The 25,778-nt window shown below is 69.5% G+C and carries 25 protein-coding genes and 1 pseudogene; 15 read left to right on the top strand and 11 right to left on the bottom strand.

What is annotated here, in order from left to right:
• The first annotated feature begins 14 nt into the window (after positions 1 to 14).
• Complete coding sequence (locus ACIRQ7_RS06545) at positions 15 to 353, top strand: L-rhamnose mutarotase (protein ID WP_404260389.1); 339 nt, start codon at positions 15 to 17, stop codon at positions 351 to 353.
• Positions 354 to 463: 110 nt separating this feature from the next.
• Here the strand turns inward: ACIRQ7_RS06545 and ACIRQ7_RS06540 are convergent, their stop codons facing one another.
• From ACIRQ7_RS06540 to ACIRQ7_RS06525, 4 genes and pseudogenes are all read right to left on the bottom strand, one after another.
• Positions 464 to 625, bottom strand: a complete 162-nt coding sequence (locus ACIRQ7_RS06540; RefSeq protein WP_404261374.1) for a hypothetical protein — start codon at positions 623 to 625, stop codon at positions 464 to 466.
• Between the two features lie 42 nt (positions 626 to 667).
• Positions 668 to 748, bottom strand: a pseudogene (locus ACIRQ7_RS06535) (alpha-L-rhamnosidase C-terminal domain-containing protein); the annotation flags it as partial.
• Entirely contained in the window at positions 745 to 2,877 is a 2,133-nt protein-coding gene (locus tag ACIRQ7_RS06530; RefSeq protein WP_404260387.1) for a discoidin domain-containing protein, read from the bottom strand. The pseudogene ACIRQ7_RS06535 and the gene ACIRQ7_RS06530, both read right to left, overlap by 4 nt.
• A gap of 290 nt (positions 2,878 to 3,167) precedes the next feature.
• Positions 3,168 to 6,386 (bottom strand): alpha-L-rhamnosidase, encoded by a 3,219-nt coding sequence (locus tag ACIRQ7_RS06525; RefSeq protein WP_404260385.1) that lies wholly within the window; start codon positions 6,384 to 6,386, stop codon positions 3,168 to 3,170.
• A gap of 639 nt (positions 6,387 to 7,025) precedes the next feature.
• Between ACIRQ7_RS06525 and ACIRQ7_RS06520 the strand changes: the two genes are divergently transcribed.
• Both ACIRQ7_RS06520 and ACIRQ7_RS06515 read left to right on the top strand, forming a co-directional pair.
• Positions 7,026 to 8,045: a LacI family DNA-binding transcriptional regulator gene (locus ACIRQ7_RS06520; protein ID WP_401478782.1), complete on the top strand. Its 1,020-nt coding sequence runs from the start codon at positions 7,026 to 7,028 to the stop codon at positions 8,043 to 8,045.
• A 131-nt stretch (positions 8,046 to 8,176) separates the two neighbouring features.
• Entirely contained in the window at positions 8,177 to 8,557 is a 381-nt protein-coding gene (locus ACIRQ7_RS06515; RefSeq protein WP_404260383.1) for a hypothetical protein, read from the top strand.
• A 52-nt stretch (positions 8,558 to 8,609) separates the two neighbouring features.
• Here the strand turns inward: ACIRQ7_RS06515 and ACIRQ7_RS06510 are convergent, their stop codons facing one another.
• On the bottom strand, positions 8,610 to 9,209 hold the full coding sequence (locus tag ACIRQ7_RS06510) for a carbonic anhydrase (protein ID WP_404260381.1): 600 nt from the start codon (positions 9,207 to 9,209) through the stop codon (positions 8,610 to 8,612).
• Between the two features lie 450 nt (positions 9,210 to 9,659).
• Between ACIRQ7_RS06510 and ACIRQ7_RS06505 the strand changes: the two genes are divergently transcribed.
• The 3 genes from ACIRQ7_RS06505 (at position 9,660) to ACIRQ7_RS06495 (ending at position 11,264) form a co-directional block, all read left to right on the top strand.
• Positions 9,660 to 10,160: a hypothetical protein gene (locus ACIRQ7_RS06505; RefSeq protein ID WP_404260379.1), complete on the top strand. Its 501-nt coding sequence runs from the start codon at positions 9,660 to 9,662 to the stop codon at positions 10,158 to 10,160.
• Positions 10,160 to 10,603, top strand: a complete 444-nt coding sequence (locus ACIRQ7_RS06500) for a hypothetical protein (RefSeq protein WP_401478767.1) — start codon at positions 10,160 to 10,162, stop codon at positions 10,601 to 10,603. The genes ACIRQ7_RS06505 and ACIRQ7_RS06500 overlap by 1 nt, the downstream gene beginning before the upstream one ends.
• Before the next feature lie 136 nt (positions 10,604 to 10,739).
• Positions 10,740 to 11,264, top strand: a complete 525-nt coding sequence (locus ACIRQ7_RS06495) for a GNAT family N-acetyltransferase (protein ID WP_404260377.1) — start codon at positions 10,740 to 10,742, stop codon at positions 11,262 to 11,264.
• A 31-nt stretch (positions 11,265 to 11,295) separates the two neighbouring features.
• On the opposite strand, the gene ACIRQ7_RS06490 is transcribed toward ACIRQ7_RS06495, so the two are convergent.
• Positions 11,296 to 11,802 carry an SMI1/KNR4 family protein gene (locus ACIRQ7_RS06490; protein ID WP_404260375.1) on the bottom strand — a complete coding sequence of 169 codons (507 nt, stop codon included), beginning with the start codon at positions 11,800 to 11,802 and terminating at the stop codon, positions 11,296 to 11,298.
• 309 nt (positions 11,803 to 12,111) lie between these two features.
• Here ACIRQ7_RS06490 and ACIRQ7_RS06485 point away from each other — a divergent pair, with 309 nt between their 5' ends.
• The 3 genes from ACIRQ7_RS06485 (at position 12,112) to ACIRQ7_RS06475 (ending at position 15,947) form a co-directional block, all read left to right on the top strand.
• Complete coding sequence (locus ACIRQ7_RS06485) at positions 12,112 to 12,642, top strand: EF-hand domain-containing protein (protein ID WP_404260374.1); 531 nt, start codon at positions 12,112 to 12,114, stop codon at positions 12,640 to 12,642.
• 18 nt (positions 12,643 to 12,660) lie between these two features.
• Positions 12,661 to 14,526, top strand: a complete 1,866-nt coding sequence (locus ACIRQ7_RS06480) for an acyl-CoA dehydrogenase (protein WP_404261321.1) — start codon at positions 12,661 to 12,663, stop codon at positions 14,524 to 14,526.
• 83 nt (positions 14,527 to 14,609) lie between these two features.
• Positions 14,610 to 15,947 carry a cytochrome P450 gene (locus tag ACIRQ7_RS06475; RefSeq protein ID WP_404260372.1) on the top strand — a complete coding sequence of 446 codons (1,338 nt, stop codon included), beginning with the start codon at positions 14,610 to 14,612 and terminating at the stop codon, positions 15,945 to 15,947.
• A gap of 829 nt (positions 15,948 to 16,776) precedes the next feature.
• On the opposite strand, the gene ACIRQ7_RS06470 is transcribed toward ACIRQ7_RS06475, so the two are convergent.
• Positions 16,777 to 17,127 carry a CrcB family protein gene (locus ACIRQ7_RS06470; protein WP_404260370.1) on the bottom strand — a complete coding sequence of 117 codons (351 nt, stop codon included), beginning with the start codon at positions 17,125 to 17,127 and terminating at the stop codon, positions 16,777 to 16,779.
• Positions 17,128 to 17,572: 445 nt separating this feature from the next.
• Between ACIRQ7_RS06470 and ACIRQ7_RS06465 the strand changes: the two genes are divergently transcribed.
• Complete coding sequence (locus ACIRQ7_RS06465; protein WP_401478746.1) at positions 17,573 to 18,418, top strand: MIP/aquaporin family protein; 846 nt, start codon at positions 17,573 to 17,575, stop codon at positions 18,416 to 18,418.
• 891 nt (positions 18,419 to 19,309) lie between these two features.
• Entirely contained in the window at positions 19,310 to 20,086 is a 777-nt protein-coding gene (locus tag ACIRQ7_RS06460) for an SDR family oxidoreductase (protein WP_404260368.1), read from the top strand.
• Positions 20,087 to 20,155: 69 nt separating this feature from the next.
• On the opposite strand, the gene ACIRQ7_RS06455 is transcribed toward ACIRQ7_RS06460, so the two are convergent.
• Complete coding sequence (locus ACIRQ7_RS06455; protein WP_404260367.1) at positions 20,156 to 21,052, bottom strand: LysR family transcriptional regulator; 897 nt, start codon at positions 21,050 to 21,052, stop codon at positions 20,156 to 20,158.
• A 213-nt stretch (positions 21,053 to 21,265) separates the two neighbouring features.
• Between ACIRQ7_RS06455 and ACIRQ7_RS06450 the strand changes: the two genes are divergently transcribed.
• Positions 21,266 to 21,661 carry a VOC family protein gene (locus ACIRQ7_RS06450; RefSeq protein WP_404260365.1) on the top strand — a complete coding sequence of 132 codons (396 nt, stop codon included), beginning with the start codon at positions 21,266 to 21,268 and terminating at the stop codon, positions 21,659 to 21,661.
• Positions 21,662 to 21,894: 233 nt separating this feature from the next.
• Here the strand turns inward: ACIRQ7_RS06450 and ACIRQ7_RS06445 are convergent, their stop codons facing one another.
• Both ACIRQ7_RS06445 and ACIRQ7_RS06440 read right to left on the bottom strand, forming a co-directional pair.
• Entirely contained in the window at positions 21,895 to 22,356 is a 462-nt protein-coding gene (locus tag ACIRQ7_RS06445; RefSeq protein WP_404260363.1) for a pyridoxamine 5'-phosphate oxidase family protein, read from the bottom strand.
• A 184-nt stretch (positions 22,357 to 22,540) separates the two neighbouring features.
• On the bottom strand, positions 22,541 to 23,017 hold the full coding sequence (locus ACIRQ7_RS06440; protein WP_404260362.1) for a hypothetical protein: 477 nt from the start codon (positions 23,015 to 23,017) through the stop codon (positions 22,541 to 22,543).
• 686 nt (positions 23,018 to 23,703) lie between these two features.
• Here ACIRQ7_RS06440 and ACIRQ7_RS06435 point away from each other — a divergent pair.
• The gene (locus ACIRQ7_RS06435; RefSeq protein WP_404260360.1) at positions 23,704 to 24,015 is read left to right on the top strand and encodes a hypothetical protein; all 312 of its coding nucleotides are present in this window, start codon (positions 23,704 to 23,706) and stop codon (positions 24,013 to 24,015) included.
• A 121-nt stretch (positions 24,016 to 24,136) separates the two neighbouring features.
• On the opposite strand, the gene ACIRQ7_RS06430 is transcribed toward ACIRQ7_RS06435, so the two are convergent.
• On the bottom strand, positions 24,137 to 24,586 hold the full coding sequence (locus ACIRQ7_RS06430; protein ID WP_404260358.1) for an Lrp/AsnC family transcriptional regulator: 450 nt from the start codon (positions 24,584 to 24,586) through the stop codon (positions 24,137 to 24,139).
• 89 nt (positions 24,587 to 24,675) lie between these two features.
• Here ACIRQ7_RS06430 and ACIRQ7_RS06425 point away from each other — a divergent pair, with 89 nt between their 5' ends.
• Both ACIRQ7_RS06425 and ACIRQ7_RS06420 read left to right on the top strand, forming a co-directional pair.
• Complete coding sequence (locus tag ACIRQ7_RS06425) at positions 24,676 to 25,422, top strand: AzlC family ABC transporter permease (RefSeq protein WP_404260356.1); 747 nt, start codon at positions 24,676 to 24,678, stop codon at positions 25,420 to 25,422.
• Positions 25,415 to 25,744 (top strand): branched-chain amino acid transporter permease, encoded by a 330-nt coding sequence (locus tag ACIRQ7_RS06420; RefSeq protein ID WP_404260354.1) that lies wholly within the window; start codon positions 25,415 to 25,417, stop codon positions 25,742 to 25,744. Before ACIRQ7_RS06425 ends, ACIRQ7_RS06420 begins: the two co-directional genes overlap by 8 nt.
• Positions 25,745 to 25,778: the final 34 nt, after the last annotated feature.

Genomic DNA, 25,778 nt, shown 5'->3' with positions numbered 1-25,778 from the left:
CGGAGGAGAACCTCTTGCCACGCGTCTGTTTCCTGCTGAGGGTCCGCCGGGACCGCATCGAGGAGTACCGCACCCGGCATGCGCACGTCTGGCCGGAGATGCTCGATGCGCTCTCCGCGGCCAGGTGGCACAACTACTCGCTCTTTTTGCGCGAAGACGGACTCCTGGTCGGCTACTTGGAGACCGACGACTTCGCCGCCGCACAGGCGGCCATGGCGGCCACCGACGTCAACGCGCGCTGGCAGGCCGAGATGGCGGGCTTCTTCGAAGTGCTCGACGGACGCGGTCCCGATGAGGGGATGAGGCCGCTCACCGAGGTGTTCCACCTGGCCGGGCCCCCGCCCGCGCGGTGACCCGGAGGCCGTCGCGCACGCGGTGATCCGGCCCTGGCCCACGCGATGACGGCGAAGGGGGGAGCCGGTGACCGGCCTGCCGGGCCACCGGCCGAGCGCGGGCCTCGGCCTCAGCTCTCGCGCACCAGCGTGAACCTGTGGGTGCCGTGGGCGAGACCGGCGAGGGTCAGATAGCCGGCGTCGAGACGCACCCCGGAGGCCCTCGCCCTGCCGTCGCTCCAGAGCGTGCGGTCGCCGGCCCGCAATGCGACGCGGTGGCCGTCCGTGGGCAACGCAACGGACCCGCGCGTGCTCCGAGGAACCCGCACGGTCAGCGTGAACCTCCCGTCCTCACGGGCCCACTCGACGCCCAACCTGCCGTGCGGCGTGGGGAGTTCACCTTGCGCCCACTTCACCGAACCGGGATGCGGACGCACGGCCCAGGTGGCGTACCCGGGCGATGTCGGCTTCGCGCCGAGCAATTGGTGGGTGAGCGCGGGCAGGACGCCGGTGGACCAGCCGTGCGCCATGCTCGTGTAGCCGTCCTCGTGCAACGAGTCGTTCGGGCCGATGCCTTCCCACTGGGTGATGCCGGGGTCATGGCTGGCCATCCACCCGTAGGTGCGTTTGATCTGATCGATCGCCGAGTCGGCCAGACCGGTCTCGAAGCGCGCCACGAGCTCCGGGTAGGAGGTGAAGGCGTACACGCGCTGGGAGGCGCCTCCGAAGAGCGTGTCGTTGTCCATGAAGGCGTTGCCGTACCGGCGTTTGGTGGTCCTGTCGAGATGGGCCAGTGCCGACGCCGCGCGTTCCGCGTCGGCGATGCCCGAGGTGATGGCGAGGGCGTTGCCGTCCTGGGCGTGCCGGACCGCGCCGGTCGCCGAGTCGAGGAAGGCGCCCGCGGATTCGTCCCACAGGTGGGTGTTGACGGCCTGGGCGACCCTCTTGGCCCGGTCCTGCCAACGCCGGGCGTCCGCGCCATGCCCCAGGTGGTCCGCGATGCCGCCGCGTCGCCCAGGGCCTGCACGTAGGTGGCGTTGTCATAGGTGACCCGGCCCGTGCGGCCGAGGAACGCGTAATCGCCGTAGTCGGCAGTGCCGTTGAGGCCCTTGCTGAGCAGTCCCGCCTCGTCCGTCACGCTCGGGTACCAGGTGTCGAGCACCTTGACGAGCTGCGGGTGGTAGCGCGCGGCGTAGTCGCGGTCCCCCGTGTACAGCAGGTAGTCCCAGCTGCACGTCACCCACCACAGGGGGTAGTCGAACAGCGGAAGGGTGCAGTTGTTGATGGAGGCCGGCGGGATCCATCCGTTGTCTTGCTGGTGTTCGGCGAGATCGGCCAGGACGTTGCGTGCCGCCTCGGCCACCTCGTCATGGGTGAGGTACAGAGTGCGCCCCGACACCGCGACGTCGCCGACGTAGGGGTCGCGGTCCCGCTTGGGCCCGTCGTGCAGCACCAGCTTGCCGTCCAGCGAGGCGCTGAACGCGTCGCGGGGGTCCACGTCGTCCTTGCGGAAGGTGTCGACGACCAGTTCGTTCGTGTAGGACGCGCCGTACCAGTAGCGGTTCAACTCCTCGTCGGAGCAGAGGAACCAGCCCCGGTAGGAGTCCGGGGGGCCGACGTACGCCGTGAAGTCGAGCGCCACGGCGTCGATGGCGACGGTGCCGCACGGCTGTGCGGCCGGCGCGTCGGACGGCAGGGCGTCCAGAGTGATCTTGAGGTAGCGAAAGCCGTGCAGCCCGTCGGCGTAGACCTTGTCGCCGCCCGAGCCGTAGCCCTTCTGGTCCGTCCACGAGGCGCCGCCCGCCGGGACGGCGTACTGGTCGGTGCCCTGCCCGGCGCCGCCCGCCTGGTCGGCGCGGGTGAAGTCGGAGCGTTCGGTGAGGTGTTGCAGGGTTTCGGAGAAGGCGAGACGCACCCCGGGGCGGTTGTCGGACGCCCAGGCGAAGTCCACCTTCGGGTAGCCGACGACCACCTTGCCGAAGTCGAGCGTCACGCTGGGGGCCGCCACCGGGTCCACGGCCTCCGGCCAGACCTCGTTGATGCGGGTGAACACCCCTCGGCCGAGGTCCTGGACGGCGGTCACCGAGATGCGGACCCGGTTCGTGGAGACCGGCGCGTCGAAGCGGACGGCTCGCTGCACCGCGTGATTGCCCGTGACGGTGGCGACCGTCCGCCACGCCGCCCCGGCCCGGACGGCCACGGTGAACGCGGTGGGCACCCCGTCCGTGCTGGACACCACGGTTACGCCCGACAGTTCCCGCTCGTCGGGAGTGGTGAGGGTCAGCGTGTCGGGGAAGTCGTGTTCGGTGTCGTCGTTCCAGAGCGTGCCGAGGTCGCCGTCGACGGCATGCTTCGCCTCGTACGTGCGCGGCGAGCCGTCGTTCCCGGTGTTGCCCGGGTGCGTGGAGGACGCCTCGGCGGTGGACCCCTCCGGCCAGCGGGGCGCGGCGGGGGGCTGGTCCCGGCGCAGCACGGTGACCTTGCCGCCGGGCTTCAGGAGGGCGTCGGGCCGCTGCACGTCGCCGGCCGACCGGACGATACGCACCGGCCGCACCGTTCGTCCCGAGGGTCCTTGCACGTAGCGGTGCCAGGCCCCGGCAGCCGGCAGATCACCGCGCCCCGGCCGCTGCCGCCGGCCCGCCCGCCGCGAGCGGCAATCCGGCGGCCGCGGCCAACACCCCACCACTGACGCCCACGTGAAGCACCGTGCGCCTGTTGGGCCCCGGTGCTGCCTTCGCTTCATCCGTCACGTTCGCGTGCCTTCCTCTGTGCGCACCGTCCGGGCGCGCGGGTGAATCGATGGGGTCCGGGGCGTCAACCGGGGTGTTCAGACGGTCAGTTGGAGAACCGGTGGGTGCCGGAGCCCGCGGCGAAGACGGCGCATCCGTCCTCCATCCGGAGGAACTCCGACGTTCCGTGGTCGACCTGGTCGGCCTTGGCCGCGGGGATCCAGACCTCGGCGGTGGTGTTGGCGGGCACCGTGAGCGTGAGGCGGAACCCGTCCTCGTCCGCCTTCCAGCGGGTGGCGATCGGGCCGTGGACGGAGTCGTAGCGCCCTTGTGCCTCGGTGACCCCGCCGCCGGGGCGCGGCCGGACGAGGATCTTGCGGAAGCCCGGTGCGGCCGGCGCGATGCCCGCGATGTTCGCGTACATCCACGCGCCCACGGAGCCGTACGCGTAGTGGTTGAAGGAGTTCATCCCGGCGTCCTGGAAGCTGCCGTCGGGCTTGATGGAGTCCCAGCGTTCCCACATCGTCGTCGCGCCCTTGTCGATCTGGTAGCCCCAGCTGGGGAACGACCGCTGGACGAGCAGCCGGTACGCGACGTCGTTGTGGCCGGTCAGGGTGAGCACGGGCAGCAGGCGCGGGGTGCCGAGGAAGCCGGTCGACAGATGCCAGTCCTTGGCCTTGATGAGGGCGACGAGGCGGTCCGCCGCGGGGCCCCGGTCCGCGTCCGTGAGCAGGTCCATGGACAGGGCCAGCACATACGCGGTCTGCGTGTCGCCCTTCACCTTGCCGCCGCTGGAGGTGTACGCCGCGCGGAAGGCGTCACGCACGCTGTGGAAGAGCGAGGTGTACGGGGCCGGGTTCTTGCCGAGCGCCTCGGCGGCCCGCGCGACCAGGTCGGCGGCATGGGCGAAGTACGCCGTGGCGATGACGTCCTTGGGGGTCTCGTCCTGGATGTTGAGCCAGTCGCCGTAGCCGTCGGCCGGCCGCAGGAAGCCGCTGCTGTGCTTCTCCAGGTAGTCGAGCCACTTCACCATTGAGGGCCAGGACTGCTCCAGGACCCGGGTGTCGCCGTACGCCTGGTAGAGCGCCCAGGGCACGGTGACGCCGGCGTCGCCCCAGCCCGCCACGCCCTTGCCGACGGTGCCGACGAACGGCGCCACATCGGTGAACGCGCCGTCCTCGGCCTGACCGTCACGCAGGTCGTCGAGCCACTTGGTGAGGAAGCGCCCCGACTCCATGTTGTATGTGGCAGTCGGCGCGAAGACATTGATGTCGCCGGTCCAGCCCAGCCGCTCGTCGCGTGCGGGCGTGTCGGTGGGGATGGAGACGAAGTTGCCGCGCTGACCCCAGGTGATGTTGCGGTGCAGCTGGTCGATCATCGGCACGTTCGTCGAGAAGTCCATCGTGAAGGGGGCGTCGGTGTGGATGACCCGCCCCACGACGGCGTTCAGCGGCGGCTTCCCGGGGTAGCCCGTCACCTCGACATAGCGGAAGCCGTGGAAGGTGAACCGAGGCTCGTACGTCTCCTTGCCGCCGCCCTTGAGGGTGTAGGTGTCGGTGGCGCGGGCGGTGCGGAGGTTGGTCGTGTAGATCGTGCCGTCCGGGTTGAGGACCTCCGCGTGGCGCAGCCGCACGGCCGTCCCCGCCTTGCCCGTGACGGTGAGACGGACCGCGCCGACCATGTTCTGGCCGAGGTCGTAGACGAAGACCCCGGGTTTCGGCTCGGTCATCTTCCGGGCGGTCAGCTCACGTTCCACGCGAGTGGGGCCGCCGGCCTCGGCCACGAGAGCGGCGGCCACCTTGTCGACCCCTTCGGCCTTCGCCCAGGCGCCGTCGTCGAATCCCGGGCGCGTCCAGCCGTCGGTCTCCAGCCGGGCGTCATAGTCCTCGCCCCACATGATGTCGGCGCTCGTGACGGGGCCGTGCGCGGCCCGCCAATCGGTGCCGGACACGACGCGCTCGGTCGAGCCGTCGGTGTAGGTGACCTCCAACTGGGCGAGGAAAGCCGGTCGTTCGCCGTACTGATGGGGTCCGAACATGCCGACATTCCCCGCGTACCAGCCCGGGGCGAGGGTCACGCCGAGCGCGTTGGCCCCGGACCTGACCAGTTCCGTGACGTCGTACGTCTGGTACTGCACCCGCTTGCGGTAGTCCGTCCAGCCGGGCGCGAGCCGGTCCTCACCGACCCGCTCGCCGTTGAGCTGGGCCTCGTACAGGCCCAGGGCGGTGGAGTAGAGCCGCGCCCGTGCGACCGCCGTGCGCCGCAGACGGAATTCCTGACGCAGCTGCGCGCCGGGGCAGGAAAACGTTGTCACCTTGCCCCACGGTCCCGTGCCCCACTTCGCGACATCTTTCGCCTGCTTCCAGGAACTGTCGTCGAAACCGGCGGAACGCCAGTCCCCGCCGGGCTCCTTGTCGGCGGCCTTCCAGGTGGTGCCGGTGGCGAAGGAATGCACGCCGTCCGCGGTCGTCAGCTCCAGGACCCCGAGGAGGCCGGCCGGGCTGACCGTGGCATTCGTGGCGGATACGGCGATCACCGAGGCACCGGGGCGCAGCTGGGCGGTGACGTCGACCAGGATGGGGCGGCGCCAGTTCTCCGCCGGGCCGTCGGCATCGGCATGCGCGACCTGGGTGCCGTTCACGTAGGTGGTGCAGCCGTCGTCGGCCGTCACGACCAGGCGTGCCCGGGTCACCCCTTCGGGGATGTCGACGCGGCCGCGGAAGTAGCGGGTCCCCACCGGAGCCTCGGCGGCCGGGTCGCCCTCCGGGAACCAGATCCAGGAGGCGTCGTCCAGCGCCGGTGCGCCGACCAGGGCGGCGGGCGCGGCGATCCACTTGGCGGACCAGTCGGACGCGGCCGTCAGACCGGTCTCCCACCAGGAGGGCTCACTCCACGCGCCGGCCTTGCTCCGGGCGTCCCAGACGCGCACCGACCAGTAGTAGCGGGTACGGGACTTGAGCGCCGGCCCCGCGTACGGCACCAGAACGGAATCCGCGGACGCGACCTTGCCGCTGTCCCATACGTCGGGCTTCGCCAGGCGGCCCGCGGAGCTGGCGACGCGTATCTGATAGGCGCTCTGCGCCTGACCCGGCTCGTCGGATGTCAGAGGCCAACTCAGCCTGGGGCGCGGCACGTCGAGCCCCAGCGGGTGGCTCGTGTACTCCACGGTCGGTCCGGTCACGCGGACAGCTCTCGCGGCTGCCGCTCCTCCGGCGCCGGTTCCGGATGCCGGTGCGGCGTGTGCGGTGCCCGAGGTGGCGGAGGCGAGGGCCGTCCCCAGGGCGGCCGTGGCGGTCGTGCTGAGTATTCGTCGTCTGCTGATCACAGTCGGCTCCATACGACTCGACGATGAATCGATTCAGAAGTGGAAGTTAGGGTGACGAATGTGACCTGTCAAGGCTTCGTTGCAAGTCCGCGAACACTTCAAAAACCGCCAAGTCCGCGCCATTGACGCGACTATCGGTGCGGCACTAGTTTCCGTGGCGTCAACTTGAATCCTTTCATGGCCGGTTTGCTCCGCAGCGCGCGTTCGCGTTCCCCCTTCCTGGGTGGTGTCCGTGCGACGGCGCCCATGGGGAGAAGCGGGGGAGCCGCCCGGTGCAGCAGAGGGCTGCGCTCCGAGGCGCAGAAATTCCAGGTGGATGCCAGGTGGATGCCTGGTGGTACGGGGGCGTTCGGCTCGGAGCGGAGATGGCGTGGGTGCTCTTTTCGCACCATGCCGGGACGTGAAGTGGCGGCCATGACGACGACCCGCCTCGTGGGGCGCCTGACGGCCATGGCCATTGCGGGAGCTAGGGAGCTCGGGGCTTCGCTGTCGTGGACGTCGCACACGGCCCGCGGACCTCGCGGGAACCGCGCGGGCCCGGGGACCGTCCGTCAGCGCCCGGCCCCACGCGTCACCAGCGCTTTCGCGGGTAATCTGAACCGTTCCCGTCACTCCTCGCCCTCATGGAGGTCCCGCCCGATGGCCCAGTCGGTGGGTATCAAGGACGTAGCCCGCGCCGCAGGGGTGTCCGTCGGCACGGTCTCGAACGTCATCAACCGGCCGGACTCCGTCGCGTCCGACACGCGGGCCCGCGTGCTGTCCGCCATCGACCGCCTCGGCTACATACGCAGCGAATCGGCACGCCAGCTGCGCGCCGGACGCAGCCGCATCATGGGCCTGCTCGTCCTGGACATGGGCAACCCGTTCTTCGTGGACGTCGCGCGGGGCGCCGAGCGCGCCGCCCGCGACGCCGGGCTCGGCGTGATGGTCTGCAACAGCGCCCAGAGCCCTTCAGAGGAAGCCGAGTACCTCTCCCTCTTCGCCGAGCAGCGCGTGCGCGGCGTGCTCCTCACCCCGGCCGACGCCAGCGGCCGCAACATCCAGAGCTTGCGGCGGCACGGCATTCCGTTCGTCCTCGTCGACCGGGTGGCCGAGGGCACATCGGAGTGCTCCGTCTCTGTCGACGACGTCGCCGGCGGCGCCCTCGCGGTGCGCCATCTCGTCGACGCCGGTCACCGCAGCATCGCGTACCTGAGCGGCCCGCCCGGACTCAACCAGGTCAAGGACCGCCGCACGGGCGCCCTCCAGGCCCTGGCCGAGGCAGGACTGCCGCCCCAGGCGCTGCACGAGCTGCCCACCGAACGTCTCGACGTCGCCGCGGGCCGCGACGCGGGCGCCCGTCTCCTCGGCCTCGCCGAGCGCCCCACCGCCGCGTTCTGCGCCAACGACCTGCTCGCCCTCGGCGTCCTCCAGGCGATGTACGCGGCCGGGGTACGCGTCCCCGAGGACATCGCCCTCGTCGGCTACGACGACATCGAGTTCGCGGCGGCCGCCGCCGTGCCCCTGACCTCCGTACGCCAGCCCGCCGTCACCTTGGGCGCGATGGCCGCCGAACTCCTCCTTGAAGAGACCGAGCCGGGCGACGAGCCCCACGAGCACCGCAGGGTGGTGCTCCAGCCCGAACTCGTCGTACGGGGGTCAAGCCTCGGCCCGCGCTGACGTGCGCGGATCCCGGCGGGCGCCCAGCTCCCCATTGCGGGCGCATCGAACGGGTGGGTCACCAGCAAGCCGATGGCTGCTTGAGCGGCGGGCGGTGTGGCGTGGTGAGGAAGCAGGGCAGTAGACCACCCATGAGCGACGAATGGCCTGACGACGACAAGCTTGTGGCGCTGTGTGATCTGTGCGGTGCGACCGTTGCCGAGGAGGCGCAGGTGCATGCCGTGGTGGCGGATTCCTCGGCGGTGCACCCCCGCCATCCGGAGCGTGACGGCCGGCGTCCGCTGACGGCCTGCACGCCCGGCCACCTGGCAGATCTCCAGCAGGAGTACCGTCGGCGTCCGTTCGAGAAGGCGGAGTTGTGGGCCGGGCAGATCGACCGGGTCCTCGATTCCCATCCTGACGGCATCGAGGCCGAGTATTTGGTGGAGCTGACCGGGCTGAGCCTGCCTCAGATCGAGGCGGCCGTCGCCTGGCACACCCAGCGCCTGGACCACGACGACGAGCCCGGCTGAGGTCGCCTGCCCCGGTGTCCGCGAGGCCCCGGAGTCACCCGGGGCCGAGGGCTCAGGAGGGCGCGCCGAAGAGAACCTCCACCTTGCCGGTATCGAGCGAGTAGTAGGCCCCGACCACCGCAAGGGCGTTCTTCGCCACGAGCGGGGCGAGGGCCTCATTGGCGCGCAGGTTGGCCGCGGTCAACCTGACCTGCGCGCGGGCCATGGTGTCGACCGGGTCGGAGCCGCCGTCCCGGACCGCTTGCTCGTAGGCCGGCTGCAGCGCCCTGACGATCGCCTGGAGGTTCCCGGGCAGCGGTTTGCCCTCGCGGAGGGACTCGTACGCCGCCTTGACGGCTCCGCAGCGCTGATGCCCGAGGACCACGATGAGCGGGGTGCCGCTCGTCACGGGCCCGTACTCGACAGAACCTGCGACCACCGGGCCGACTGCCTCCCCACCCGTGCGCATCACATAGAGGTCGCCCAGGCCGGTGTCGAAGAGGAGTTCAGGCGGCACCCGGGAGTCGATACACGAGAGGATCGCCCCGAAAGGCACCTGCTCCTGGGCCACCAGCTGACGCCTGGTCGGGTCCCGGTCGGGGTGGTGAAGGTCTCCGCTCACCCAGCGCTTGTTGCCTTCCACCAGCCTCGCGAAGGCCGCTGCGGGCGTCATGTGCCGCGCTGTCGGCGAAGCACTGGCCTTCGACGCGGCGGCCTTCGTCGATCCGCACCCCGCAAGTGCCACCGTGGCGCCCGCAAGCCCGCCGGCCGGCAACGCCCTACGGTCCGTGAGCCCGGCTCTGTCCATCGGTCGATCCCCTCCATGCTGCGCAGCGTCCCTGTCTCCTGATCAGGCCGATGGTTCAGCGTGATGTGGGTGACCTGGCTGCTGGCGCACGCGGGCGAGAGGCATGTTGCCGCAGATGGCGCACAGCGGAGGCTCGGACGGCGGCGTGAGTGACCCCTATCGATATCTGGTCCGCCGCCCGGCGTACCCGGATTCGCACGCTGACACGCCCCGCCTCGCTACCCGGGGTGGCCGCCCCTTCAGCCGCGGGTGACTTCCGGGTCTGACGGGGATGGCAGATGGTGTGGCGGCTCGGTGGTGCGAGAGGGTGGGCGCATGATGAAGACAGGGCCGGAGCTGCGGCAGCCGTCGACGACCTGGGATCACGCCGTTTCCGTAGCGGATCAGCTGGTGCTGTGGCACGGGGAGGCCGAGCCCAGGGTGGTCGGGGAGCCGCTCCGCCTGCGGCTGGCCGTCTTGCTCGGCGCGGTGATCCGAGACTGTGCACGCGAAGCCGGACTGGACGGCCCGGGAGTCCTCGCGGTGCCGCTGGCCCGGGTGAGTGACGCGTTGCGGATTCACGCGGCGTCGGTGCGGGAGGCGGCGCCGGCACCGGCGGGGACGGGTGACGAGTTCCGGGAGCAGCTGCTTGCCGAGTTCGGGAGTGACGCGTTCGAGGAGGTGTGGCAGGCGGCGCTGGAGGTGGTGGACCATCACCTCTCCGACACGGATGCCGCCGTGGAGGAGGCGTCGATCGGCGACCGTCGGCCGGCCCTGCGGGAGCAACACGGGCGGCGTCAATGCGAAAGGCTCGCCGCCCTTGAAGGAGATCACTGATGAGCGCGCTGACCACCGATGACATCCTCGCCGCCTCGGCCTACCTGGAGGCGGTCTGGACCGAGAACGCCGAGGCGAAGGCCGCGCTGCTGGATCGCGGCCCGGACGAGACGACGATGCCAGTCCTGGTCACCGACCTGGGCAACCACATCATCCAGGGCCTCATGCTGCAGGCCGTCGGCATCCACGACGGCATGGGCGAGGACGAACTGGAGGCCGCCACCGAGCGGTTGAACACCGACCCGACCGTACGGGTCTCCAAGCTTCTCGCGGAGACCATGTCGGAGATCGCCCCGTCCGCCAACGAGCAGCAGTGTGAAACGCTCGCCCGCAGCGTCATCAGCTACGTCATGAGTGTCAGCGCGGACGTGGACCAAGAGGACGTCCTGCCGCTGATCGCGATGCTCCGTGACAACGCCCTGCGCTCCGCCGCCGAAGGCTGACGGGCACCGTCGTGCGTGCGGGGCACCGCCGCCGCAGGACGCACCAGGCCTGTCCGTGGAGGAGTGCCTCTCCTCTGGCCTGCGGGCGCTCGATGACAAGGGTCGTCGTGGTGAACGCCCGTGCGAGGATCGCGAGATGAACGGTCTACGCTTCCGTCTCGCCGACGACTCCGACCTCGCCGCTGTCGTGCGGCTGCGCGACGACGCCGCCCGCTGGATGCTCGATCGGGGCGTCACCGGTCAGTGGCGGCCCGGTGAGCTGGGCGCGGATCACTTCCGCCGGACCATGCTGAGCGGGGAAGTATGGCTCGCGGAGGCCGACGGCCGTGCGGTCGGAGGCTGGGAGCTTTGGTGGGAGGACGAAGGCGCCTGGGGGCCGCAGCCACCGACGGCCGGCTACGTGCACCGCCTGATGGTGGACCACAGCCGCGTTCCGCCAGGGACAGGGCACCGGCTTCTGCGAGCCGCGGAGCGCCGCGTGGCCGAGGCGGGCCGACCGTTGGTACGTCTGGACTGCCTGGCCGGCAACACCCGCCTGAATGCGTACTACCTCAAGGCCGGCTACCAGGTCGTCGGACACAAGGAGGGCAAGCCGCAGCCGGGCGGTGCGTCCAAGGCGTACACACTCCTCGAAAAGTCGGTACGGGACGGCGAGGAGTAGGAAGCGCGTCGGCGGACGAGGCGTGGCAGGTTCACGGGCGTGGCAGCCACGCGGTGTACCAGCTCCGGAAATCGGGGCTCGCGACGACGAAACCGCCCCAGTCCGGGTCCAGCCGCCAGACCTCGCCCGCTCGGGGGCCGTTCAGGACCAGCCGCAGGAAGATGCCACAGCCTTCCTCCGCCAGGACGAGGGTGCCCTGCGTCAACTCGCCGGTCCGTGCGCCGATCCGGCCGGGAAGGGGATCGGCGAGAGGGAACGGCGCGGCGAGGTGGCCCGGCTGCCGGTCTGCCTGCCACTCGTCGTCCACAGCCCACTCCTCGTCGGCCTGCGGGCGGGGGGAGTCAAGAGGCATCAACCCGTGACCGGGACTGGCCGGACCATTGCCCACCTCCGCGAGGAAGGTCCGGTATGGCGAGGGCAGATCGATTCCGTGGGCTTCCTCGAACGCCTCGATCGCAGTCTCCGGCAGCGACGGGGCCAACTCGTAGCGATGGGTGTCCGCCCCGAATCGCTCCCGCCCGGGATCCCGCGCCGCCATGTCCCCTATGCGAGCGCGCACACCGCGCGCGTCCCAGCCGCCCATCCAGCGACCTTAACAACGACATCGGCGCCCGTGGGCCGCTTGATCGCAACGGCCACCTCCGCCCGGCCCTCACCGTGCCGCAGCCAACCGGATCCCGAATCATCGATTTCAATCCGGCGCCGCGCGAGCAAAGAATCGAAAACGACGTCAAGTTGATGAGTGGCTTTTCATGCGAATGGGGTCACCGTGACGGGTCGATTCACTCGATCGATCGCCGGTAGTCTCGCAACCGATTCGGGTGAACCGGCAGCACTGGAGGACCACATGGGCGCACTGCTGAATCAGAAGTACGAAAAACTCTTCTCCTTGTTGGACATCAACGGCGACGGTGTTATCGCCGAGGACGACTTCGAGTTGATGGCCAATCGAGTGTTGACCGCCGCCAATGAGGAACGCACGGCGAAGGGCCAGAAGTACGCCGACGCGATGATGAACTACTGGCGGGCGCTGCGCGAGACCGCCGACGCCGACGGCGACGGCCGGATCGACCAGGAGGAGTTCCGCGAGGCCCTGGGACGGGTGAGCGTCAATTTCGACACTCTGGTCGGACCGCTCTACCAGGCCGGCTTCCAGCTCGCGGACCGTGATGACGACGGCCTGGTCGGCAAGCAGGAGTTCGTCACGGTCCTCGCCGCCATCGGAGTACCGGCGGCCGAGGCCGGGGCGACGTTCGATGGACTGACCGAGCAGAGCGGACAGCTGTCGAAGGAGCAATTCATGACCGCATCCGCGCAGTACTACCGCAACGAAGACCCGGCCGACAACGCAAGCCACCTACTCTTCGGCGCCCTGTGAGGTAAGCCCACTTTGGACGTGATCGCGGCGGCGGGGACGGGTGCTTGCGCCACGGCCGGCAATACCGCCGCCCCGGCGGACCGAGTGCAGGGACCGCTGCTGACCGACGTGCTCTTCGACGGGCGCTTCGACGCACTCCATCAACCCTGGACGGAACTCTTCCGGCGCGACATCTTCCGGTATCGCGACGGGCTGACACCGGCAGAGCGTTCCGAACTCGCCTATGAACGCTTACGGGTCGTCAACGACACCATCGAGTCCGTCGAGGACATGGTCTCATCGACCGAACAACTCGTCTCACTGCACGAGTGGTTGGGGGTGGTCGACGGCTCGCTGACCACACTGGCGACCATTCACTACAACCTGTTCCTCGGCAGCCTCCTCCGCCTTGATCCCGGACGCACGGTGGACCTCGCACCGTTCACCCGGCTGCGGCAGTACGGCACCGCCCTGATCACCGAACTCGGCTACGGAAACAACGCCGCCGAATTGGAGACCACGGCGACCTACCGGACGGAAACCGACACCTTCGTCCTGCACACCCCGTCGCCCGGCGCCCAGAAGTTCATGCCCAACACCGGCGCTGCCGGCGGCCCCAAGAGTGGTCTGGTCGCGGCCCGACTGATCGTCCGTGACCAGGACTGCGGCATCTTCCTGTTCCTCGTTCCGCTGCGCGACGAGCGGGGGCCGCTCCCCGGAATCCGGGTGCGTCCCCTCTCGGAGACACCCGGGTCGGCCGTCGATCACGCCATCACCTCGTTCGACCAGGTGGGACTGCCCCGTACGGCGCTGCTGGCCGGCAACCACGCCGACCTGACCACCGAAGGCGCCTTTCACAGCGCATTCGGCAGCCGGCGCCGCCGGTTCCTGGCATCCATCCAGCGCGTCACCACAGGCAAGCTGTGCCTGAGCGCGGCGGCGCTGGCCGGCGCCCGCGGGTGCCTCACCATCGCCGTGCGGTATGCCCATCGGCGGCACACCTTCGCCCCGGCAAGCAGGTCCGGCGTACCGGTCTTCGCCTACCGCTGCCACCAGACCAGGCTGCTCGGAGCCACCGCCCGGGGCTATGCGGCGACGTTCCTGCTGCGCGAGGCCACCCGCCACTGTGCCGGTCCGGACGCTATCGAGTCGGCCGAGGCGGAGGTTCTCGTCGCCGCGGCGAAGGGCTGGATCACCTGGCAGGCCAGGGACATCGTGGTCGAGTGCCGGGAACGCTGCGGTGCCCAGGGGCTGTTGTCCGCCAACCGCATCGTCGACCTGCTCACGCCGATCGAGAGCACCATCACCGCCGAAGGGGACAACCTGGTCATCTGGACGAAGGCCGGCGCCGACATGCTGATCGGGCGCGGCTACCGACCGCCCCCACCGCCCACCGCACGCAGCGGCCCGCTGACCGACTGCCCGCTCCTGCTCGACCTGCTCGTCCGGCACGAGCTGCACTGCCTCCAGTACGCGCGCAGCCGCCTGAGCCGCACCGGCACCAGCCCGATGGACCGCTGGAACCACGCGGTGAACCCGGCCCTGGACCTGGTCGACGCGTACGCCACCCGGCGCGCCGCCCAGGCATTCCTCGCCGCCGCCCAGCGCGTCGGCGACAAGGCCACGCGGAGCGTTCTCGAGCAACTCTTCCAGTTGTTCGCACTCCAACGCCTCGCGCCCCACGCGGCTCTGCTGCTGGCGGACGGACACCTGACCGCCGAAGCGGTCCGGGATCTGTCCGCTGCCATCGACCGGGTCGGTGCCGCGCTGGCACCCCACGCACTCACCCTGGTCGAGGCGTTCGCGATTCCGGACGCGATCCTCCAGGCGCCCATCGCCACCGACGGCTACGACGCCGCCTACGACGACCCCGGGGGCCCGTGGCAGCAGGTTCCGGTCAGCTGAACCGGCCACATGAGTCGACCAAGCCGGCCTCCTGGCCCCCCGTTGCCCGTTCCGCGCCCCCGTCGCGAGGAGTACCACCCGCCATGAGCGATGCGTTCACCCGCGAACCGTCGTGGGACCCGCGGCGCTTCCCACCGGCCACGCGTGAGCCGCGGGCCGTGCAGACGGCACGTATGCTCCGGGACCCGCAGAGCTACGCACGCTGCTTGCACCGGCGGTTCGGGCCGGTCTTCTCGGTCCGCACGTTTCCCTACCGCGGTGCCCTCGTCTGCGCGGCCGACGCCACGCCCAACCGGGCGGTGCTGACCGATCACGAACGTTTCACCGGTGGTGACGCCGCCGCCCTACTGGCACCCGCAGTCGGGTCCGGTTCGCTGATCTGCACGCCACCGCCCCTGCATCTGAGGCATCGCAAGCTCCTGCTGCCCCCTTTCCACGGGGCGCGGATCAATCGTTGGGCCGGCCGGGTACGGGAGCTCGTGCACACCGGCCTGCCCGACCTGCTGTCGGGCGACGGCGTGGCCCTGCGGCCCTGGGCACAGCGCCTGACGCTCGACGTCATCTTGGGCGTCGTCTTCGGCCTGACGGACCCGGCCCGGACCGCGGTGTTCCGGCACGCCCTGAGCCCGTTCGTCGCCACGGGCAACCTCGCCACCCTGTTCCTGCCCAAGCCCCTGCAGCGCGATCTCGGACCGCTCTCCCCGGGCCGCCGCTTCCACCGACTCCGCGCGACCGTTAGGGACCTGACCCGCGAGGAGATCACCGCGCGCCGGACCGTACCCGACCACACCCACCGCGACGACGTACTGTCCATGCTGCTCGACGCACGCGACGAGCACGGGTCCGGACTGGACGACGCGCAGCTCCTGGACGAGCTGATGGGCCTCGTCCTGGCCGGTTACGAGACCACGGCGACCACGATCGCCTGGACACTGCACCTGCTCGCGCACCACCCCGCGGCCCGCGACGACCTGATCGCCGACCTCGATGCGGGCTCGGACCGGCTGCTCAAGGCGACCGCCAAAGAGTCCGGCCGACTGCGCCCTGCCGTCCACTACGCCATCCGCACCGCGGCGCACGACACGGAGCTCGGCGGCCATCCTGTGCCGCAACACGCGTTCGTCGCGGCGCTGTTCTCGCTCACCCACCTCGACCCCGAACTGTGGCCGGAGCCGGACGCCTTCCGACCCGAACGCCACCTGGGCACGGACCCGGTGCCCTACGCCCTGACGCCGTTCGGCGGCGGCCTGCGGCGATGTATCGGGGCGTCGCTGGCCCAGCTGGAGACCGAGACCGTCCTGAGGGAGATCCTTGCGGTGGCCGTCCCCGAGCCGGCCGGGCCGCTGGAGCCGGCTCGGCTCGTGTCGGTGACGCTCGTCCCGGCCCAGGGCGGACGGATCCGACTGCGCGTACGCGGGTAGCACCGGACCGATGGATGGTGCGCTGTCCGCGTCGTCCGAGGCAGGGCCGGTATGCGGCGCGGGAAGTCTGCGCAGGGGCAGAAGTCTGCGCAGGTGCAGTCTGCGTAGGTACTGACGAAGGCTGACCTGCAGAGGATCCGACCCTTGCTCAACGCGAGGCGGTGAGTAGAGGGACGGCCCGACTGACGGAACCGAACGTCCCCCTGCGATGTCCGGGCCGGCATGGCAACCCTTCTGTTCCTGGCCCTGACCTATGCGCCGATCCTGGCGCCCTGTGTCTTCCCGGTGGCCGCCGTGGCGCTCGCCCGACGGGCCTACAAGCGGGTACCGGGCAGCGGGTGGCACCTGCCGAGGGTCACGACGAGCGCGCTTGTCGCGGTCACGGCCGGGGCGGCGGCGTTCGGCGCGTACGCGTGGGGCGTGATGTCGGGGTTCTACGTCCTGGACCCGGACCACATGTGTGCCGCGCGCGGCGTACAGGGCGATCACCTCGTGACGCGGGAGGCGCTTCCGGTCAGTGCGCAGTGCGTCACGGCGGACGGGGTGGGAACCGAGCTGGTGGCGGACTGGGTGAACCCCCGTGATCTTCATGGGGTTCACGCTGCTTGTGCTCGCCCTCGCGACAGGAACCCTCGCCGGCGTGCGCCGACGTTCCTCCCTGCGGCCGTGAGCGCGCCCCGTTCGAGACTGCGGATGACCACATCCTGCGCTTCACCGAGCTGCGCAACGAGATCGAGGGCGTCAGCCACAGGATGCTGAAGCCACGATGCTCAGTGAAGGCATGACGCCACCGAGTCCGCAGCCGCCCTGGGGACACATCCGCGCAGCGTCAGCTGAGGCACAGGAACACGCCCATGGCCGCGGCGGTCAGCCCGATGAACCAGCCGGCCAGGGAATTGAGCAGCGCGACCCCATGCCGGCCACCCACCACCAAGCGGCGGGTCTCGTGGCCGCAGACACTGAACGCGGTGACCACCCCGCCCAGCAGAATCATGCCGCTGGTCATCCCGTGCAGGTACGCCCATCCGGCCAGCGTGCCGAAAAGGAAGCACCCCGCGAAATTGAGGGCGAAGGGACCCCAGTGCGTGGGGTTCCGGCTACGCGACCGAAGACGTTTCTCCATCCCGTAGCGCAGTGCCGCGCCACTCAGCCCGCCCAGCAATGTCAGTAGCAGAGACATGGGAAGGTTCCCTCTCACGAAAAAGGTGCGGAGACGGAGTCATGTGCCGCGCCTCCGCCGGTACTACGCGACGGATGTCGCGGAGAGCGGGCGGACCACCATCCGAACACGGGGGACCGTCTCTCCTACCTGTTGTCGAGCTGCCCCGGAGGGCTCACCTGGGATAGCGGCCGTCGGTATGTGCAGGGTCGGTGCCCTGCGATCTCGGTGACCTCTTCCGCCGTAATTCCGCACGCTAACCCATGCCCCTGGTGGCGGATTCCCCCGCGCTTGCCGATTCCCTCACGGCAACTCACACGGAGCAACCGCGTCACCCGGTCAGGGGTGATTAGGCCTTGTCGGACCGATTCCGAGTGGCGTGGACGCCCAGGGCCCGATAATGATCACGTGTGAAGCCCGGACGCCAGCACACCGAGCCTGAATCACCAAGGAGACGCCGACAGTCATGAGCGAACAGGTTCGCAAGCCACAGCTGATTCGCGAACTCTCCGCGGAATTCTTGGGCACGATGGTGCTCATTCTCTTCGGGTGCGGCGTGGTGGCTCAGGTGGTGGCCGGAGGTGCCCTCACCGATCCGAAGGGCGGGCTGGGCGACCACGACAGCATCGCTTGGGCCTGGGGCCTGGGCGTGACCCTCGGCGTCTATGTCGCCGCCCGTCTCAGCGGTGCCCACCTCAACCCGGCCGTGACGCTGTCCCTGGCGACCTTCAAGGACTTTCCCTGGCCCAAGGTCGTGCCCTATGCCCTCGCCCAGACAGCCGGCGCCTTTGTCGCCGCGCTGCTGGTGCGCTGGAACTACACCGAAGTATTGGCCAGGGCCGATCCGACGCACACCATCAAGACCCAGTTCGTCTTTTCCACGCTGCCGGGGAACGGTTCGACCACGGCCGGAATCCACGAATGGGGCGCATTCCGCGATCAAGTGATCGGCACCGCCCTGCTGCTGCTCCTCATCTTCGCGATCACCGATCTGCTGAACACGCCGCCCGGCGCGAATCTTGCTCCCTTCGTCATCGGCCTGGTCGTGGTCGCCATCGGCATGGCCTTCGGTACCGACGCCGGTTACGCGATCAACCCGGCCCGCGACTTCGGCCCCAGGCTCGCCAGCTTCATCACTGGATATGGCGGTGCCTGGCGAGACCAATGGGGCAATTTCTACTTCTGGGTGCCCATCGTCGGACCGCTGGTCGGCGGCCTTCTCGGGGCCGGCATCTACAAGTACCTCATCGGCAATTACCTGCCCACAGCCGAGGCCGAGCCCACCGGCCGCATCCCCGCACCGGAGAGATAGCCGTGAACCGTCTCACTGCTTCTGCCCCGCCGCGGTAGCGTCGAATTCCGGCCCGACGCGGCCCATGGGAGACGTGATTTCTCTCCCCTCAGCGCCCAGAGCCTCCTGCCTGGTCCCGCTGTGGGGAGAGAGCGCGTTTCGTGGGCACGACGGGCGGCGGGTCGGGCCCCCCGCTGTGCGATCGACCCGTCGGCCCATTGAGTTGGCCGCGTGAGGTGTTCGTGGAGGGCTCCGCGCAGTTTGGCCAAGAGCTCCAGGCCTTGAGGGTCGCGCGGACTCGGTTGGCGCGGGTGCGAATGTCAGCGGGGGCTTGTTCACGGCTTCTGCCGGATGGACGGCTCCGGCCGGTACCCGTGCTGCGTGAACGGCGTACGAGCCGTGCTGCCGGCACCCGGGAGGCCTTGTCCACGAAGGTCAGCACCGCGCCGGAGGACGCTGTCCGGCGGCGAGCGGCAGCGCGCGCGCATCGCAGACGCGCCGTCACGCTGCACGACCTGAACCGGGCCGCGCCGTTCGGCGACTGCCTCGTGGTGTTGTCGTGGAGCGTGGCCGTGGCGGCCGGGCCTCCGGTTGAGGCGCGCACCGCCGGCCGTGATCGAGCGGGTGTGGAGCGTGCGGGCCGACGTGGACCTCGTGGCCGCGGGGCGCCTTGATCCGCTTCCCGCGCCGGTACCTGGCGGTGACCCGGCTCCTGGTGGAGGGGCCGGGGTGCCATAGGAATCCCTTATGGCCTCTGCTGCCTTTTCGTCTTTGCCTCTCGTTCTTTGCCGGACGTACCGTCAAACAGCTCGATGAGGTGCGCACCCCGAATTCTTCGAAGATTCGTGCTCCGCGCACGTTTTGATTCCTTCCGTCGAGCGGACGAACACGAAAATCGAGAGGACCGGTGGCATGACCACGATCGGAAACGGATCGGGAACGCAAGAACTCGCGGGAAAGCGGGCCCTGGTCACGGGTGGCTCTCGCGGAATCGGAGCGGCCGTCGTGCGCCAACTCCTGGACGCGGGAGCAGAGGTGCTCACGACCGCCAGGTCGGCGACGAACACGGTGCCGGAGGGGGCCGCCTTCGTGGAGGCCGACGTGCGGACGCGGGCTGGAGCGGAGGCGCTCGCCGCGGCCGCCCAGGAGGTGCTGGGCGGGGTGGATGTCCTGGTCCACAACGCGGGTGGGGCGCAGCCGTACAAGGACGCTTCGGCCATTCCCGACGAGGAGTGGCAGGAGGCGCTGGACCTGAACTACCTGGCGTCGGTGCGGCTGGACGCGCTGTTGGCGCCGGGGATGCGGGAACGGCGTTCGGGGGTGATCATGCATATCTCGTCGGCCGCGGTCCTCACCCCCGTAGGACCGTTCCTGCACTACACGGCGGCGAAGGCGGCGCTGGAGAACTACAGCAAAGGACTGGCCCTGGAACTGGCGCCGTTCGGAGTCCGGGTCAACACCGTGACGCCCGGCCGGGTCGCCACCCCTGGCGGCGAGGCGACGCGGGAGCAGTGGGCGCGCCTGGACGTGGCGCCGGGTCGGACCAGCGCCGACGCCACCGTGCCGCTGGGACGCGACGGCCGGCCCGACGACATCGCCCACGCGGTGCTGTTCCTCGCGTCCGACCGGGCGAGCTGGTTGACCGCGAGCAATCTCGTTGTGGACGGCGGCGAATTCCCCAGGGGCTGATGAGGACGGAATTCCGGAACGCCGGTTTCGGCACAAGGAATTCAGCGGTGCCCGCTTCTTTCCCGGCGGTCAGGACACCTGTGAGACGGAAGCGGGCCCGGACCAGGTCTCCTTGCGCAGGAGTTCGAGCAGGGCCGTCTCCGCCGGGCCCGCGCCCTGCCGGACCACGGCGATGACGGGCTGGGACACGGCCGGGAACACCGGGCGCGCGAGGTGCTCGTGATCGTGGGGCACCGCGGAGGCGGGGACGAGCGTGACCCCGAGGCCGTGCGCGGCCCAGCGCACGGCCGTCGCCGTCTGGGACACGCGGGCGGCGGTGGTCGGGGGCAGCTCGTTGTCCCGCAGCACGTTCAGCAGCACGCCGTCCAGGGCACTGTCGCGGTCGAACCGTACCCACGGCTCCCCTCGCAGGTCGCGCAGCTCGACCCGGTCCGCGGCGAGCCGCGGGTGCCCGGTGGCAAGGACCGCGACGAACTCCTCGTCGCCAAGGTGATGGGCATCGGCGGGACTCCGCTCGCACGCCGCCATCAGGGCGAGGTCCAGCACGCCCCCGCGGCACAGCCGCTCCAGCTCGGCGGAGCTCGGCTCCTCGAAGACGGTGACCTCCAGCCGCGGGAAGCGGCGACGCAGCGCGCCCAGCGCACCCGGCAGCTGTCGCGTGCCGAAACCCATCTGCACGGAGACCACCAGCTCGCCCACCAGCTCGTCGGCACCGGCCCGCGCCGTCGCCCTCGCCCGCCGCGACGCGTTCACGGCGACCTCCGCCTCCCGCAGGAACGCGCGGCCGACCATGGTGGGCACCAGTCCGGTCGGCGTGCGGGCGAACAGCTGCACGCCGAGTTCCCGCTCCAGTCCGCGGATCTGCTGGGACACCGACGGTTGAGCGACGCGCAGCAGCTCCGCCGCCGCCGTCACCGAGCCCTCCTCGGCAACGGCCAGGGCGTACTCGTACTGACGAAGACTCATCTTCTCCGGTCCCCTCCCTGCGGCGGACCGTGGCCCCTCGCGTGGTCATCGTTGCAAGAGTAGGTGAGCGTTTGCCCATCTCGATCTGTCGACAACGCACTTGCTCGGCTACGGGATGCTGGCGGCGCACCTGCCGGCCCGGAGTTTGTGGCACGGTTCGGGGTAACCGACTTGCAACGGTATGCACGAGCCCGCCGAACGAGAGGGAAGCATATGGCCGTTGCCAAGACGAGTGTCCTGGTGCTGGACTGCGCGGAGCCGCAGGAGCTGGCAGACTTCTACGCCCACGTCCTCGGCGGCGAAACGCGGGTAGGCAGCAATCCGGACTACATTGAAGTGGTCGAGCCGACCGGAGTCCGTATCGCCATCCGCCGGGACCATGGGGCGGCGCCGCCGAGTTGGCCCCGCCCTGACACCTCGCAACAGGCGCACCTGCACTTTCTCGTTTCTCAGGACGATATGGATGAGGCCGAGCGCGAAGTGATGGGCTTGGGTGCCCGCCCCCTGGAGACCAAGGAGAACGGTGGCCCCTACGACATCCGGCGCTACGCCGATCCCGCCGGCCACCCCTTCGTTCTGGCGGCGAGTGAGGGGCACGGAGTCACCTGAGGGTGGCGGCCGGCGGCCAGGCAGATACGCACTTCGTAAGGTGCAGGGCTGACCAGCGTAGAACTGCTGACGGATGGAGTATTTTTCGCCGCCGAAAATGCTCCATCCGCATGCACCACAGGGAGAAACCCGAGGCGCCGGTGCATGGGCAGTTTCCGTGGAGCTCTCTCTTAGTGCTCCAGCTTCCAGTTGGAGATCGTGATCCGAGAGAGGCCGCCGTCGAGGAACGGCCGTTATTCCAGCCACATTCCGTCGCGCATGACGACCCTCCCGCGTAGCTCCGGCTCGCCGCGCCAAGCGCGCACAGTCCTCGGGACCACGCGGACATACAGAAAGGAACCCTCGTCCACGCGTGGATCCCACCCGAACTTGTCGGCGAACGCCTCCGCTGCGCTTCCCGGCACCTCCTGGTCCGGGAAGCACTCCGCCTCACCCTGGAGGAGCACCACGTCGAAGGTGTCCGGAAGTGCCAGACGCACGCGCGGCTCTTTGCGGACGTTCCGCGCCGTCGGGGAAGTGGCGCTGGTGCACATCCACACCGCTTGCCCATCCCACAGGAACCACAGCGGCACCTGGTGCGGCCCGTGATCAGGGTGAGCCGTCGACACCCATACATCCCGCTCGGTATCGAGCCGCTCCAGGGCGTCGCGCATTCGCTCCGCCGTCGGGCGGCCAACATTTCCCGTGGTCTCCATGACGACTGACCCTAGCCAGCAGGCGCGAAGGGCGCCTGAGGCGAAGGACCTACTCCCAGCGACCGACGCCCGCCCACCCTTTCGCTGCAACTCACGATGTCAACGGTGGCCGTATCCGTATCCGTATCCGTATCCGTCTTCGCGCCGGCCAAGACCAGCAAGATCACGCTCTGCGGCTGGAGTATCAGGCGCGCTGTCTGGCTTCCATGGTGACCGCTAGAGCGAACAACAGGTGCCGGTCGACACCGTCCTCGTGCACGGTCAGCTTGTACCAGACATCGAGCACCTTGGGCTTTTCGATGCTGAAGGCCGCCTTACCGTCCCGCTCGAAGTCGAAGTGGTATTTCACCAAAGCGCCGGCGATCTCTCCGACAGCGCCACCGAACCCCAACAGCCGACGCGCCCGCGCCGTCTTGACACTGCGTTCGGTCCCGATGAAGCGGCCGAGACCGGGTTGGTCGAACTGCCAGGTCGTCGTGCGCTCCAGTGGCTTTTTCGTCAGCACGCCGAATGAGCCGACGGGCCGCTCCTCGCGATCGAATGCCTCGTACCCGGTCCTTGCGGCAAGCCAACCCTTGCTGCTTTCGCGTACGCTCACCAACTTCTCGGTGCGCTGCTCATCGCGGTAGATCGTCAACTCGTCCGAGACTTTGAGCTTCATTCGCGGGGCTATTCATGGGTGCGGGCATCTTCGCCCTCGGCTGGTGCGGCTGAGGTCGGAATTCAGTCAGGGCCTGCCACACGTGGTCCAAGGGGGAAGCCGGATACGCCTACTGTTCCGGCCTCGGGACGGTCGCCGCGCACAGGGTCAAGATCGTGTGCACGGATATTCGCGGCGTTGAGCCACCGCCTACGGGAAGTGGGTCGGTAACGCGAAGACGTCGAGCAGGAATTGCCCTGGAGCGTCCCATCTTGTTCGTGTCGGCTCGGTGATCCAGGACTGAACGAGACATCACGGTTGCGTGGTGACGCTTCTCCGTGGATGTGGTGCCGAGAAGGGTCGGCACCACACCCACGGGCGTTTCCCTGCGGAGCCTCCATGTTGCGGCCTCCGTGGGCCCCGCGGGCACCCCGGCCGAGCCGAGCTCGGGACTGACTCGCGTCCAAGTCGAGTCCGAGGTAGGCGAGTTGCCGGCGCTTGGGACCCGGCCCGGCGCCGGCGCACTTCAGCCTCGGTCATAGCCCAGGCGTGACCCGTCAGTTCATGACGACTCACCGCGAACAGACGTACAACCAAACGGCGTTGCGGACGCGGCGTCGGCGCCTTTTGGATCACCGGATCGGTCCACAAATTCGGTTTGCTGGAGCAGCGCGATCGGCCATGCTGGGGGCATGCCTCGGAGAATCATGTTCGTGCAGCTCAAAACGGGCTACGACACCGATCGCGGACCAGCGTGGATCGGGTGGGTGGACTTTTCCAAGACCTGGAAAACGGCCTACTTCCAAGGGCGGACCCTGCGGCGCGGTACGGGGCTCGGCTTGATCAGCGCTAACTTCTACGACGTCGAAACCCGGGAGGAATTCTGGATCTCCGGGCCGAAGCGGGACCGGAGCGACACACGGTACGGACCGGAAGGGCCGGTCGTGGAGGATGACGCCGCGGACGCCTACCGAGCGTTCCTGCAGGGAGCGCCACACCCCGACATGCAGGACAAGTAGGCGGCTTCGTTCAGCTCCCACACCGGTGCCCGGGTTGATCTGTGGGGCGTGCGGGGGCTTCTGGCCGGCGAGCTTCGCGGTCACCAGCCGGTCGAGCGCCTGCCGCCGGTGGTCGCGCCGGTCATCGAGCCGGAATTCCTACGCTCGTGGTCTTGATCTCCTTCATGGTCAGGTGGGATTCGAGGCGGCGGACTCCCGGCAAGCAGCTGAGCTTGCCGGTGAGGAAGGTTTCGTAGGCGGCGTGGTCGGCCACGGCGACGCGGATGAAGTAGTCGGGGCGGCCGTACATGCGGCGGAATTCGACGACCTCGTCGTAGGAGGCCACGGTCTCCTCGAACTCCTCGAAGCTCTTGCGGTCCTGGGCGTAGATCTCGACGTCGACGAGGACCTCCAGCCCGTGGCCCATGGCCTCGGGGTTGATCACTGCCCGATACCCGGAGATGACGCCGGTCTCCTCCAGCCGCTTGACCCGGCGCAGGCAGGGCGGCGGGGTCAGGCCGACCCGCTTTGCCAGCTCGACGTTGGTCAGCCGCCCGTCCTGGCGAAGGTGAAAGATAATGTCTCGGTCCACCGCATCGAGGCTTGGTTCATTGCTCACAGCGGCATCATAGGGCGATAAGTGGCAACCATATGAGGCGGGATTCTTCCTAAAATTGCTCCATGGAAATACGTCCTGCCGTTGCTGAGGCCCGCCCTGGGCCTGCCCCCGTCACGTCCTCCGCGAGCCCTTCCGAGGCGCGTGCGGCGTTCAAGGACTCGGCCGGCGCTGTTCTGGGATTCGTCCCGCTCGGCCTCGCCTTCGGGGCGCTCGCCACCCGGTCGGGCCTGGACTGGTGGTGGGCCGGACTGTCCGCGGCGCTCGCCTTCGGCGGGTCGTACGAGTTCCTGCTCATCGGCTTGGTCACCGCCGCGGCCCCGTTGGCGGCCATCGCGTTGTCCGCGTTCATGGTGAACGTCCGGCACGTCTTCTACGCGATGTCCTTCCCCTTGCACCGCGTGTCCGGCCGCCTCGGCAAGACGTACGCCACCTTCGCCCTGTGCGACGAGGCGTACGCACTGACCACGGGGAAGGCGGCCCGCTCCTGGTCCAGCCGGCGCATCCTGTGGCTGCAGGGCTACCTGCATCTGTGCTGGGCGGGCAGCGCGTTGGCCGGAGCCCTGCTCGGCTCGCTCATCCCCGACGGCGTCACCGGCCTGGACTTCGCCCTCACCGCCATGTTCACCGTCCTCGCCCTCGACGCCGTCCGGGACCTGCGCGGCGACCTGCCCACCCCCGTGCTCGCCCTGCTCAGCGCCCTGGCGGCCCGGCTCCTCTTTCCGGGGCAGATGCTGCCGGCCGCCTTCACCCTGTTCACCGCGGCCCTCTTGGCCCGTCACCTCACCGGCAGGAAGCCGACCCATGCCTGACACGCGCTACGCCATCGCCGCCGTCCTCGTCGCCGCCGTCGTGACCTGGGGCCTGCGCGCTCTTCCCTTTGCCGCCCTCACACCGCTGCGTGCCAGCAGCACGGTCCAGTACCTCAGCACCCGGATGCCCGCCGGGGTCATGCTGATTCTCCTCGCCTACTGCCTGCGCGACCTGCCCCTCACCCCTGCGCGCAGCCTGGCCACGCCGACCGCCCTGGCCGTCACTGTCGGCCTGCACCTGTGGCGCCGCAACGCGCTGCTGAGCATCCTCGGAGGTACGACCGTCCATGTGATCCTGGCCAGCACCGTCTTCGCCCCCTGAGTCCTGATCCACCGTGGTGGATTCAGGGTCGGTG

Source organism: Streptomyces sp. NPDC101393 (assembly GCF_044767385.1).
Classification (GTDB): Bacteria; Actinomycetota; Actinomycetes; order Streptomycetales; family Streptomycetaceae; genus Streptomyces.
This window is presented reverse-complemented; position numbering and strand designations above follow the sequence as displayed.

Bases quoted from the DNA above. Each gene is read 5' to 3' on its own strand.
- ACIRQ7_RS06520 (WP_401478782.1), top strand. From the start codon at position 7,026: ATGGCCCAGTCGGTGGGTATCAAGGACGTAGCCCGCGCCGCAGGGGTG.
- ACIRQ7_RS06515 (WP_404260383.1), top strand. From the start codon at position 8,177: ATGAGCGACGAATGGCCTGACGACGACAAGCTTGTGGCGCTGTGTGAT.
- ACIRQ7_RS06510 (WP_404260381.1), bottom strand. From the start codon at position 9,209: ATGACGCCCGCAGCGGCCTTCGCGAGGCTGGTGGAAGGCAACAAGCGC.
- ACIRQ7_RS06505 (WP_404260379.1), top strand. From the start codon at position 9,660: ATGATGAAGACAGGGCCGGAGCTGCGGCAGCCGTCGACGACCTGGGAT.
- ACIRQ7_RS06500 (WP_401478767.1), top strand. From the start codon at position 10,160: ATGAGCGCGCTGACCACCGATGACATCCTCGCCGCCTCGGCCTACCTG.
- ACIRQ7_RS06495 (WP_404260377.1), top strand. From the start codon at position 10,740: ATGAACGGTCTACGCTTCCGTCTCGCCGACGACTCCGACCTCGCCGCT.
- ACIRQ7_RS06490 (WP_404260375.1), bottom strand. From the start codon at position 11,802: ATGGCGGCGCGGGATCCCGGGCGGGAGCGATTCGGGGCGGACACCCAT.
- ACIRQ7_RS06485 (WP_404260374.1), top strand. From the start codon at position 12,112: ATGGGCGCACTGCTGAATCAGAAGTACGAAAAACTCTTCTCCTTGTTG.
- ACIRQ7_RS06475 (WP_404260372.1), top strand. From the start codon at position 14,610: ATGAGCGATGCGTTCACCCGCGAACCGTCGTGGGACCCGCGGCGCTTC.
- ACIRQ7_RS06470 (WP_404260370.1), bottom strand. From the start codon at position 17,127: ATGTCTCTGCTACTGACATTGCTGGGCGGGCTGAGTGGCGCGGCACTG.
- ACIRQ7_RS06465 (WP_401478746.1), top strand. From the start codon at position 17,573: ATGAGCGAACAGGTTCGCAAGCCACAGCTGATTCGCGAACTCTCCGCG.
- ACIRQ7_RS06460 (WP_404260368.1), top strand. From the start codon at position 19,310: ATGACCACGATCGGAAACGGATCGGGAACGCAAGAACTCGCGGGAAAG.
- ACIRQ7_RS06455 (WP_404260367.1), bottom strand. From the start codon at position 21,052: ATGAGTCTTCGTCAGTACGAGTACGCCCTGGCCGTTGCCGAGGAGGGC.
- ACIRQ7_RS06450 (WP_404260365.1), top strand. From the start codon at position 21,266: ATGGCCGTTGCCAAGACGAGTGTCCTGGTGCTGGACTGCGCGGAGCCG.
- ACIRQ7_RS06445 (WP_404260363.1), bottom strand. From the start codon at position 22,356: ATGGAGACCACGGGAAATGTTGGCCGCCCGACGGCGGAGCGAATGCGC.
- ACIRQ7_RS06440 (WP_404260362.1), bottom strand. From the start codon at position 23,017: ATGAAGCTCAAAGTCTCGGACGAGTTGACGATCTACCGCGATGAGCAG.
- ACIRQ7_RS06435 (WP_404260360.1), top strand. From the start codon at position 23,704: ATGTTCGTGCAGCTCAAAACGGGCTACGACACCGATCGCGGACCAGCG.
- ACIRQ7_RS06425 (WP_404260356.1), top strand. From the start codon at position 24,676: ATGGAAATACGTCCTGCCGTTGCTGAGGCCCGCCCTGGGCCTGCCCCC.
- ACIRQ7_RS06420 (WP_404260354.1), top strand. From the start codon at position 25,415: ATGCCTGACACGCGCTACGCCATCGCCGCCGTCCTCGTCGCCGCCGTC.